The 11,964-nt window shown below is 44.1% G+C and carries 9 protein-coding genes; all 9 read right to left on the bottom strand.

From position 1 onward, the window contains the following. Positions 1-51: 51 nt before the first annotated feature. A complete protein-coding gene (locus tag V7121_RS02325; RefSeq protein WP_335494890.1) occupies positions 52-1,260 on the bottom strand; it encodes an iron-containing alcohol dehydrogenase in 1,209 nt (402 codons plus the stop codon). Positions 1,261-1,279: 19 nt separating this feature from the next. Then, positions 1,280-2,803 (bottom strand): aldehyde dehydrogenase family protein, encoded by a 1,524-nt coding sequence (locus V7121_RS02320; RefSeq protein WP_335545738.1) that lies wholly within the window; start codon positions 2,801-2,803, stop codon positions 1,280-1,282. An 89-nt stretch (positions 2,804-2,892) separates the two neighbouring features. Then, positions 2,893-3,786 (bottom strand): R2-like ligand-binding oxidase, encoded by an 894-nt coding sequence (locus tag V7121_RS02315; protein ID WP_335545565.1) that lies wholly within the window; start codon positions 3,784-3,786, stop codon positions 2,893-2,895. A gap of 23 nt (positions 3,787-3,809) precedes the next feature. After that, positions 3,810-5,330 carry a class I adenylate-forming enzyme family protein gene (locus V7121_RS02310; protein WP_335545563.1) on the bottom strand — a complete coding sequence of 507 codons (1,521 nt, stop codon included), beginning with the start codon at positions 5,328-5,330 and terminating at the stop codon, positions 3,810-3,812. 39 nt (positions 5,331-5,369) lie between these two features. Continuing rightward, on the bottom strand, positions 5,370-6,314 hold the full coding sequence (locus V7121_RS02305) for an MBL fold metallo-hydrolase (protein WP_335494899.1): 945 nt from the start codon (positions 6,312-6,314) through the stop codon (positions 5,370-5,372). 116 nt (positions 6,315-6,430) lie between these two features. Further along, entirely contained in the window at positions 6,431-8,107 is a 1,677-nt protein-coding gene (locus V7121_RS02300; RefSeq protein ID WP_335494902.1) for a long-chain fatty acid--CoA ligase, read from the bottom strand. Between the two features lie 132 nt (positions 8,108-8,239). Then, complete coding sequence (locus V7121_RS02295) at positions 8,240-9,409, bottom strand: thiolase family protein (protein WP_335494904.1); 1,170 nt, start codon at positions 9,407-9,409, stop codon at positions 8,240-8,242. Positions 9,410-9,751: 342 nt separating this feature from the next. Further along, the gene (locus V7121_RS02290; RefSeq protein WP_335545561.1) at positions 9,752-10,525 is read right to left on the bottom strand and encodes an SDR family oxidoreductase; all 774 of its coding nucleotides are present in this window, start codon (positions 10,523-10,525) and stop codon (positions 9,752-9,754) included. 233 nt (positions 10,526-10,758) lie between these two features. Beyond that, a complete protein-coding gene (locus tag V7121_RS02285) occupies positions 10,759-11,943 on the bottom strand; it encodes a thiolase family protein (RefSeq protein ID WP_335545559.1) in 1,185 nt (394 codons plus the stop codon). Positions 11,944-11,964: the final 21 nt, after the last annotated feature.

The raw sequence follows: 11,964 nt of genomic DNA, 5'->3' as shown, positions 1-11,964 counted from the left end.
AAACCATTATGAACAAATCACATTCATAATGGTTTCTCTACTATTATCAAATTATTTCACTGTCAATGGAACGACTTTTTGCCCAATCGCTGCAATTAATTCTTTCGGCATTGGGAAGCTTAATGCGGCTGGGTCCTTCATGACTGCTGGAATCGCCTGCTGGAGTGCCTCTTCTGTTATGTTGAATTGTTTGAAATCCGCTGGCAATCCTACCTTATACTGGAGTAATTTAATTTTCCCAATCACTTTCGCTAACGCAGTTTGCGGGGAATCTCCCTTCAAATCAACGTTTAACGCTTGCGCTAATTCAGCTGCTTTTGGCAGATATAAATCTGGAACCATTTCCATGACCACAGGCAAAAAGACAGCATTGGCTAGGCCATGCGGAATTCGGAACAAAGCGCCATAGGCATGGGCCATATTATGAACCGGTATTGCATTTAGGGCAAAACTGAAAGCGGTAATCCCCATTAAGCTTGCTTGCAGTAGATCCATGCGTGCATCCAGGTTCGTACCATCTGCGACCGCCACAGGCAGATTTTTTTCAATCAGCCTAATTGCATGCAGCGCATAAGCGTCAGTGAGACCGGTTGCTGTTGGAGAGGCTAGAGCCTCAATCGCATGTGTTAAGGCATCAAACCCTGTAAATGCCGTTATCATTGGTGGAAGTCCGACGGTTAAATCCGGATCCAGGATTGCCATATCAGCATTAATAAATGGATTAATGATATTTGTCTTCATTTGAATATCTTCATTAAAGATTACCGCAATTGGCGATACCTCTGAACCAGTTCCCGCGGTTGTCGGGATGGCGATATGCGGAATCGGCATGAAATTGGCTTTTGGAAAAGACTCATACAATAAACCGCCTGGGATGGCCTCTTTAATGTCCGTCAAACCTTTATGAAGTGCATATTTTACTCCTTTTACCGTATCTAGGACACTCCCCCCACCCACTGCTAGTAAGGAATCCGCTCCGATTTCTCTTGCATAACGAACCGCTTCATTGATGCATCTACTTTCGGCATCCTGTTTAATATCAAGGTATTGACCCACTAATTCCGGGCCAGAACCATGCCCTGTCAGTGAAAAAATATCAGCCACTTTTTCAACAATTCCGGCTGCCTCTAAGCCTCTGTCACTTAATAGAAGCACGCGTTTCGCACCAAGGCCCGCAAAAAGACTTGGTACCATCGCCCTTGAGTTTGAACCACTGTAAATTCCTGTACGTAACATAAACTGTGATAAGGTTGTTTTCATTAGCTTCCTCACCTCTTCTTTAGTTTTGGCCAAACAGAATTCCGTACCAATTACGTCGCTCAAGTTCCGGAGTCATCGAAGTGTGAACATGCTTTACCTGGGTATAGGCATCGAGTGATTGCTGACCCATTTCTCTGCCAATACCACTTTGTTTATACCCTCCAAACGGGGCATCGCTGCGGAGCATATGCCAGTCATTAATCCAGACCACACCAGCCTGTAGTTTCCTCGCGACCGCATAGGCTTTATTGACATCGCGCGTCCATACACCTGCTGCTAAACCATAAATTGTATCGTTCGCCATTCGAATCGCATCGTCTAAGTCTGAATAACGAATCACACAGAGGACAGGCCCGAAAATTTCTTCTTGGGCAATTTTCATATCATTGGTGACATTTGTAAAAATCGTTGGTTCGATAAAATGTCCCTCTTCACAGCCAGCTACCTTCACTTCTTTGCCGCCACATACAAGTGTAGCTCCTTCTTGTTTGCCAGCTTCAATGTACGAAAGTATGGTTTCCTTTTGCTTTTTCGATATTACAGGACCGACATCAGTGGCTGGATCTAGTGGGTTACCGAGCTTTAATTTACTAGTGAGTGCGACTAACCCTTCAACCACTTGGTCATAGAGCTTATCAGGTACAAATAATCTTGTTCCAGATTCACATAGCTGTCCAGAATGGAGAAATACTCCAAATAAACTACCAGGAAGGGCTATACTCAGGTCGGCATCCTCCAAAAGGATATTAGGTGATTTTCCACCGAGTTCGAGTGTGGTTTTTTTAATGGTACCTGCAGCAAGTCCCATAATCCGTCTACCCACCACTGTAGAACCGGTGAAGGCTACTTTGTCAACCTTCGGATGGTTCACTAATGCTTCGCCCACTTCTGTGCCTGGCCCAGAAACAACGTTAATTACACCTGGAGGAACAACTGCAGAAATGATTTCTGCTAGTTTCAAAGTCGAAAGCGGAGTATAACTAGCCGGCTTAATTACAATTGTGTTCCCCATTGCAAGTGCAGGGGCAATCTTCCATGTGGCGATTACCATCGGCAAATTCCATGGTGTAATTGCTGCACAAACACCAATTGGTTCCCGCCAAATAAAATTATGTGCTGGACCTGGGAAAGGTGGAACTGGAAGTGTTTCCGAGAATGGGTAGTCCGCCGTAAAGTTGGCTAATGTTTGGAACAAGTCAACCATCTGTAAAATATCACTATTGCCGATGCGCCGTACCGTTCCGCCCGAGCTAATTGCTTCTAAGTAAGCTAGTTCCTCAGCGTGTTCAGCAATTTGATAGGAAATTGCGTATAACACCTTGGCACGGTCCTTTGGCTTCATATTTCTCCACTCGCCTTGATCAAAAGCAGCGCGGGCTGCATCAACAGCACGATTGACATCTGCTGTCGTACCTTTTGCTACCCTTGCCACGAGTTCACCATTAGCCGGGTTAAACACATCAAACGTCTCTTGGTTCGAAGCTTGCTCCCACTTTCCGTTAATAAAGTGGGGAAATGTTTGCACGTCTACCTTTACCGTCATCATAATTCCTCCTCTACTAAAATCACTTACTAACTAGCTACAGCGCCTAGGGGATCGGGGTCAAAGCTCCTAAACAAGGCGACTTCGCTTTAAAGTACTCCTAGTTCACTATCTGTATATCTATAAATCTCTTCGATTTTTTTACCCCTCGCCCGCGCTAAGATTTCCATTCGGACGGAGAGTTGTTTTAAGGTAAAGTTCATAATGTCCTCTGGATCCCCGCCGAATGCACTAACCTCCCTTCCCGCGATTCCTTCTTGGTTTAGTCTAATGGCGAGCGGCGTCAATTCACCCATCTTTGCTGCCACAAAATCAAAGAGATGTGGATGTTCACAAATCAACCGTTGTAAAAGAAAAGTCCCATAACCAATATGCCTCGACTCATCCTTCTTTAAATTGCCAATTCCTTCAAGCAGCCCCGGCATGATTCCGGCTGTTTCTAAGGCAGCGTAAAAGGAAAAATAACCCGTTTCTGCTAATACACCCTCGACAAACATGTTGTAGACTACAGATGCTTCGGCGATCGCTTCTGGAGATTGGTCGGTAACAAGCCGTTCCATTGTTGATGGGAGGATTTCATAGAATATCTTCTGATAGGTTTCCGTATGATAGTGGGACAGGTCCCCACGCTCCCCAATCGCATTCAACACGAGCCGGAAAAATTCTGTATGTTTCGCTTCCTCGTATAAAAAGGTTGTTAGGAACATTTCTTCTTCAAGTCGCCCTTCTTTTGCTATCGCCATGATTAGTGGAAGCAGATCCAATGTAACCGCTTCCTCTCCTGCTTGGAATTGAGATATTAGTCGTAAAATATCCGCTTGCTGCTCTAAATTCATCGCTTTCCAATCCTTTTGATCCTGACTAAAATCGATATCAGCAGGGTTCCAGGTTCCTAACCGTTTTGCTTTTTGGTATAAGCGATATGGGAAGGAATCTTCAAGCAATCCTCGACTACTCGTTGTTAATATGGTTCTTTTTTCCATTTGTACTTTCCTCCTTTATTCTTTTACGGTTTGATTACAGTTTCCAAAGCCTGTTTTCGAAGATGCATTTTTAAAATTTTTCCGACACCATTTCTTGGCAATGCTTCTAGAAAAATAATTCTTTGCGGTGTTTTATTTTTGGCTAAATGGTCTTGGCAATAAGTGATTAATTCGTTTTCGGTTACGTCTGAGCCTGGTTTTATTACAACACAGGCGACTAATTCTTCGCCCAGCCGTTCATCAGGAACTCCCACAACAGCTGCCTCTACCACTTGTTCATGGCCATTTAATATCTCTTCGACATCCCGTGGATACACATTAAAGCCCCCGCGAATAATTACATCCTTTTTTCGGTCAACAATATAGACATACCCTTCATCATCAATCCGGGCCATATCACCCGTAAAGAGCCAGGAATCTTTTAAGACCCGATTGGTTTCGTCGGCATTTTGATAGTAGCCAGGAGTTATATTCTCACCGCGGACAATCAGTTCCCCGACTTCACCGGCTGGAACTTCACCGCCATTTACATCGACAATTTTCAACTCCACCCCTGGAATCGGAATACCAACTGAGCCAGGTTTGATGTCAATTCCTTTACAGTGGGCAGTTACAACCGGAGCAGCCTCTGACAACCCATAGCCCTCGTAAACCTTCGCGCCAAATTTTTGTTCAAAAGCATGCAAAAGAGCAACTGGCAGAGGCGCCGACCCTGACCCAACTGATTCCAGACTGGAGGTGTTATATAGGTCTGCTTGTGGATAAGAAACTAGAGCATGAATCATGGCTGGAACGGCTGAGAAAGTTTTTACCTTGTATGTTTCAATCGCTTTAAATACCTCTTTTGTATTAAAGCTTGAAAAAACAACAATGGAACTGCCTGTGAGAAAACAGATATTTGAGATGGTCAGGCCATACACATGGGCAAGCGGCAGAACACCAAGTGTTGTCCCACGCTCAGTTTGATTATGTTTCGCAGAATTTTCTGCGTTGGAGTATAAGTTTTTATGGGTTAATAGCACACCTTTGGGATTACCGGTGGTTCCTGAAGTGTAGAGAATGACAGCTATTTCATCGGCGTCTCCCTCATCCTCTATTAGATCATTAGCCGGCATGAGCAGATCATAGAAGTTTTTGGCTCGGTCATCTGACGGCCTATCAACGACAATTAACTGTGGTTTCTCTGGTAAACCATCGAGTGACTTTTCAACATTAATGCGGATTGTGGATGAGGTAATAACTGCTTTTGCCCCAGAATTTCGTGCGATGTAGTGAATTTCCTTTGGATGGAGGGTAAACATTACTGGGACAATCGTTGCTCCTGCTCTTGTGATCCCTTGATAGGCAAAGAGGACCTCAGGACAATTGGGCATACAAACGATTACCCGATCTCCCCTAGCAATGCCAAGGTTCCGTATGCCTGATGCAAATTGGTCCGCGTATTGCTTCGTTTCTACGTTTGTGAACGTTTTCTCTTTGTAAAATAACAAAGGATATTCAGCAAATTCAGCAATATTGGTTTCTAGCAGGTCTTTTAGCTTCATTCCACAACATCCACTCCTTTAATAGATTTCATTACTTCGCTAGCACAAGTGATAGATGACAAGCGAACCTTGTTGTTGAAAGCTCACCTGTTCTCTTTCTTCAAGTAAATCCAAGTGGCCTTGAATTTGTGATAATCCTAAGAATACGGTATGCCCTTGAAGACGAGGATACATTTCCCTGCAGATTTGATAAATGCATTTTCCTCCACTTGCAAGAATCGCTAGAATTTGATCACATCGTTTTTCCTGTTCTAGTAATCTTGTATGGATGAGTGATTGATGATCAGAAAATGCCTCGCCATGACCAGGGTAAATCGTCTTTAATGGCAACTTACTTACTTTTTCAAGTGAGCTTCGATATTGCAATAATGGCCGCGGACGGGCTACATCACCCTTAATAGGCGGTTCGATAAAGGCATTGACAGAAAACGCCTTTAATAAATGATCGCCAGCAAAAGTATCGCCTGTTTCTTCATTCCATAGTAGAATGTCAGATTGGCTATGGCCGGGAACGTGAACCACTTTAAATGGCAGTCCGCCAAGCGGAATAACATCTCCTTGATTTAGGTAGCTAATATTTCGCCATTTTTCCTCTTTAAATGGACGCTTGATGATGTGCTGCATGGTGTCCGCACCGCAACTCGTTAGAAACTGCTGAAAAAACGTTTCCACTCTTTGATACTCATCCAGACCAGTATTAATGGATCCTTGTGCTTGTTCATGAACAAAGATTGGCAAATCTATTGTTTCTAAAATGGAAGGAATGGCACCCGCATGGTCGATATGGATATGTGTAAGGACAATTCGATCAATATCCTTCAATGAAACGCCGTGCGTATGTAGTTTGCTTTGGAGCTGCTGAAACGAAGCCTTACCCGGATTGCCCGTATCGATTAGAGTAACCGAATCTCCAATTGCCAAAAAGGCATTGACCGTACCCTCGGCAAAATGGGTTTCTAGTTCTAACGGAATAATCTTAAACAATTTGACCCCCTCCTTTCATAGACATTATTATTACTTTTGACAGGAGGACTGACCTAAGTGCGATCATGAATGATTAAGTTACGGGGAGCTTACTATTTGTCTCACTCCCCTAATGATTACTGAACTTTATTTGAGACTTTCACTTTTTCTTCTTCTTGAAGGGTACGCCATAATATTTTGCCGCTTGAAGTCATGGGAAATTGTTCTCTAAATTCAATTAATCTCGGGTATTTATAGGCAGCCATATGCTGTTTCGACCACTCGATTATTTCTTCAGGACTGACTTTCCCTTCAAAGCCTTCATTTAAAATAACAAACGCTTTAACGGTTTCGCCTCGTCTTGGATCTGGCACGCCGACAACACAAGCCTGCTGAACGGCCGGATGCTTATAGAGATAAGATTCCACTTCAGTCGGCCAGACTTTATATCCTGATGCATTAATCATTCGTTTCACCCGGTCAACAATGAAGAAATAGCCTTCTTCGTCATAACGACCAATATCACCCGTTCGGAAGAACTGTTTGCCCCCAATATCAATAAAGGAATTTCTATTTTCGTCATCCCGGTTAAAGTAGCCAACCATTACTTGTGGTCCGTTGACAATAATCTCGCCTACTTCCCCGACACCCAGTTCTTTTCCTGTTGCTGGTTCGATGATTCTAGCATCTACATCAAACGATGGAATCCCCAGACATTGCATTTTTGGTCGCTCAGCCGGATTAAAATGTGTCTGCGCAATCGTTTCAGAAAGACCATAGCCTTCAACAAACCGCAAACCTGTTAACTTAAATAATTTTTCACCAACAGCTTCTGGCAAGGCTGCCCCTCCACCCGAAATTGATGTCAACGAAGCGATATCCTCTGCTTTCAGTCTTGGATTGGCGAGGAAATCAACAATCATGGTCGCAATTGTCACCCAGTGAGTACAATGAAGTGTTTTTATCATTTCGACGGCAAGGTCTCGATTCCATCTAGTTAAGATGACCATCGTACTTCCACTGTAAATTGGCATATGCATACTGTGTACCATTCCTGTTACATGAAAAAGCGGCAAGGACATTAAATGGACAGCATTGGTGGTAGTGGAAGACCAGTGATACGCACCCACCGTGTTCGCATTAACCGTTCGGTTGGTATGCATACAGCCCTTTGGCAAGCCTGTTGTCCCAGATGTATAAGGCAGACATGCCAAGTCATCCCCTTTCGCCGTATGCTTCGTTGGGGTGAAATTTGCCTGAATCGCCTCATTCCAAAGATAATTACCGGACTCTGAAAATAATACCCTTGGTGCTTCTACTTCTATTGGCAGCCTCCCTTCAAAACCATCGCCTGCATAATCAGAATAGGCAGCGATGACCAAATTCACTAATGAGGTTTTTCCTAACAATGGACGAATGCGCTCATATAACTCCTGCCCAGCAATAGCCGTCTTGATTTCACAATCACGCACATAAAAATCTAATTCATCCGCAACTAACATCGGATTAATCGGAACAACGACAGCGTTTGCTCTTAGAATGGCATAGTAGCCAATCACAAACTGCGGGGAATTTTGCATAAATAATAGGACTTTTTCACCAGTCTTTACCCCTAACTTCTGCTGCAAATACCCAGCAAGAGCGTTAACCTCTGAATCAAGCTGTTCGTAGGATAGTTTGTTGCCGTAATAGTAAATCGCATCTTGGTCGGGGTAACGATTCGAACTGACTTTGAGATTGTCATACAGCGAAGTAGAGGGAACTTTTAAAGATTTAGAGATTTTAGGCCAAAAATCATAATGAAGAGTTAGCAATGGTCTTCACTCCTTATTTAATAGAATGTTAGAGTCTATTGTAAACGCTGTCATTTTATGAAACCTTTCATATAACTTTTTTCTAAGGAGAGACATCGTCTCTCCATTTTGGCCTGGTACCTGACACTCAAATTATTCTCGTTCAATAATGGTCGCAATCCCTTGCCCGCCGCCGATGCAGGCGGTAATTAGCGCATATTTTCCAGCCGAACGTTTTAACTCATGGACGGTCTTTGTGACCAGGATGGCACCCGTCGCCCCGAGCGGATGGCCATGGGCTATAGCGCCGCCGTTCACATTTACCTTTTCAAGATCCATATTGAGTTCACGATTACATGCTAACACTTGAGCGGCGAACGCTTCATTAATTTCAATGAGATCCATATCCTCTAACGTATGCCCTGACATTTGAAGCACCTTTTTCACAGCAGGGACAGGCCCGATCCCCATAATGTTCGGGTCTACGCCTGCTACCGAATAGGCACGAATCACTGCTAAAGGGGTTAGCTTTAACCCCTCTGCTTTTTCTCTCGACATGATCACAAGTGCTGATGCTGCATCATTTAAGCCTGAACTATTACCCGCCGTAACGGTACCTCCTTTTAGAAAAGCAGGCTGGAGCTTTGCTAAGCCATCATAGGTTGTTTGCGGCCGTGGGTGTTCATCGATTTTAAAAATATAAGGTTCGCCCTTTTTGACAGGAATGGTTATTGGGACAATTTGTTCCTCGTAACGCCCCTCCGCCATCGCAATCGCCATCCGCTGTTGGCTTTGCAAGGCAAATTGATCCTGCTCTTCTCTAGTAATCTTGTATTTTTCTACGAGGTTCTCAGCGGTGATGCCCATGGGCGGATCACCGATTTCTTTCGGTGACAGTTGCGACTTTCTGAAGCCTGGCGGTACAGGGCTGAACGGTTTTTCCGGCCGGTCCATCAAATACGGAGCGCGGCTCATGCTTTCTGTCCCGCCCGCAATATAGACATCCCCATCCCCAGCACGGATTGCCTGGGCAGCAAGATTGATTGCATTGATTCCCGATCCACACTGCCGGTCAACTGTTAAACCAGGTAAGTCCATCGATAACCCCGTCTGCAAGGCAGTTAATCTAGCAATATTTCCACCTCCCGACAGCACATTTCCAAAAATAACATCATCAATGATTTCTGGATTAATATAGGCACGCTTTACTGCTTCTTTAATGACCTCGGCTCCCAAAATATGGGCAGGAACACCCGCAAGCGCACCTCCCTGTCTGCCAATCGCGGTTCTAACCGCTGAAACGATGACTGCATCTCTCTTCATAGCCGTTCACCTCTTAGATTTGCTCATTTTTACTTAAATTGAAGCTATTTTAAGAAAAGTTTATGTTTTTTTTGCATTCATAGGGCGTATTCAATCATGTATTAGTGTAGACCGAAATTAAAATAGGACGATTTCTATTTCAATCGGCGGATTTTTTGAGTCTATCAGCGAATTTTACGATTTAATCAGCGAATTCCAAAATCTAAGACTGAATCACACATTCCATGAGCGAATGCCACACTCCAATGGGCGAATTTCCCACTTCAATGAGCGAATTCCAAATCTCAATGAGCGAATCCCCCACTCTAATGGGCGAATCCTCCATTCCAATGAGCGAATCACTTACATCGCATGGGCGCCCCCATCGACGATCAAAATATCTCCCGTCACATAGTCAGATGCTGGTGCTGCTAAAAACAAAGCTACCCCCTTCAGGTCCGTGTCCGATCCAAATTTCCTTAAGGGAGTACCTTGGAGAATGGCCTCTCCCCCCTGGTCAAGAAGACCTTTTGACATTTTCGTCGGGAAAAATCCTGGGGCGATAGCATTAACATAAATCCCGCTCGGCCCCCATTTGACAGCCAAATCCTTCGTAAACGTAATGACTGCCCCTTTACTAGAGTTATAGCCAATGGCGTTCATATATTGCGGGTTGCTGCCCTTTAAACCAGCCACAGAGGCAATATTAATGATTTTCCCTGATTTTTGCTGGAGCATAATCCTACCCACCGCTTGTGACATTAAGAATGTCCCGGTGACATTGACATCGATGACCTTTTTCCACGCTTCAAGCGGCATTTCCTCGACTGGTGCTCCCCATGAAGCACCACTATTGTTTACGAGAATATCAATTCGTCCAAATCGTTCAACTGTCCGCTCAACGACATTTCTAATATCATCTGGATTCGTTACATCACATTTTAACGCAAGGCTGTCCACACCCAGTCTTTTTAACTCTTGACTAACTTCCTCACAGGCTTCCAATTTTCTTGAACAAACGACCACATTTGCACCAGCCTCTGCAAAGCCTTCAGCAATCTGCTGTCCCAGTCCTCTGCCTCCGCCGGTGACAACCGCTACTTTTCCTGTTAAATCAAATAAGTCCTTCACATTCATTAATCATGCCCCCTTTTCTAACCTTATCTTTGACCACCAATCCAAAATTAACTTCATTTGATATTTTACATTCCTTCTCTAAAATACTAACCAGTTGGTATGTAACTATAAATTATAATATCAAAATTTTCTCAATATTCAACATCTAATTATTCGTCAATTTTTTCATTAGTATCGTAGAAACATTTTAACTTTATTGCATTTGTATGGTTTGTCTTACAACGCTTTCAACTTTAACCGATCACTTCGATCATAATCGCCATTCCCTGTCCGCCACCCACACAGAGCGTAGCGATTCCTCTTTTTTCTTTCCTACGAATCAACTCATAGATTAGCGTAGTCAAAATCTTAGCCCCGGTTGCCCCTAGCGGGTGTCCAAGTGCGATTGCTCCGCCATTGACATTGACCCGTTCGCTGTCTAATTTCAATTCTCGTATCACGGCTAGCGCCTGCGCGGCAAAGGCCTCATTTAATTCGATTAAATCAATATCCTTTAGTGTCATCCCAGTCCGTTTTAACAGTTTTTTCACGGCCGGAACGGGTCCTATTCCCATCAATTCAGGCGAAACACCGGCTGTTGCCCAATCAATAATTCTAGCAATCGGTTTCAAACCTAAGCTCTCTGCATGGCTGTTCGAAGTTAAAACAAGCGCTGCCGCGCCATCATTTCGACCACACGCATTTCCGGCGGTTACTGTGCCATTCTCTTTAAAGACAGGTGTAAGTCTACTAAGTGTTTCCAGTGTAGTTTCTGGTCGTGGATGTTCATCATGACCAAAAATGAATAGGCTCTTTATATTATTGATTTTGATAGGAATTATTTCAGCAGCGAACTTATTTTTTTGGATGGCGGCAGCAGCTTTACGCTGACTTTCTAGCGCAAACTGGTCTTGGTCCTCCCGGGAAATGGAGTATTGCTCTGCAACATTTTCAGCAGTAATTCCCATCCCTAATTGATTTCCATACCGTTCATGCGGTTGCTGACCAGCCTCTGTATTTGAATCAACCAGCCTGGCGTTGTCCCCGCCAAAGCGAGTGTTTCGTAAATAAATGGGCGCATTGCTCATACTTTCCGTGCCTCCAGCAACAACAATATCTGCCTGCCCAAAGGCAATTTGCTGTGCGGCAGATGCGACTGCCTGCATCCCGGATGCGCATAAACGATTAATCGTAAAAGCAGGTGTTTTGTCAGGTACCCCTGCCCTTAATGCAGCTACTCTTGCGACATTGGATGATTCAGTGGTTTGCCTCACTTCACCTAAAATAACTTCGTCTACTTGCTCGGCCTTGATTCCTGCCCGATGAATGGCGTCTTTGATTACAATCGCCCCGAGTTGACCAGAATTAAAACCTCTTAAGGCTCCGCCATATCTTCCTACCGGTGTTCGAACAGCACTTAATATGACAATATCCTTCATCTTGGTTCCCCCCTTTCAAAG

Source organism: Neobacillus drentensis (genome assembly GCF_036962125.1).
GTDB lineage: Bacteria > Bacillota > Bacilli > Bacillales > Cytobacillaceae > Neobacillus > Neobacillus drentensis_B.
Note: the sequence above shows the minus strand (reverse complement) of the source record. Positions and strands in the feature narration are given on the sequence as shown.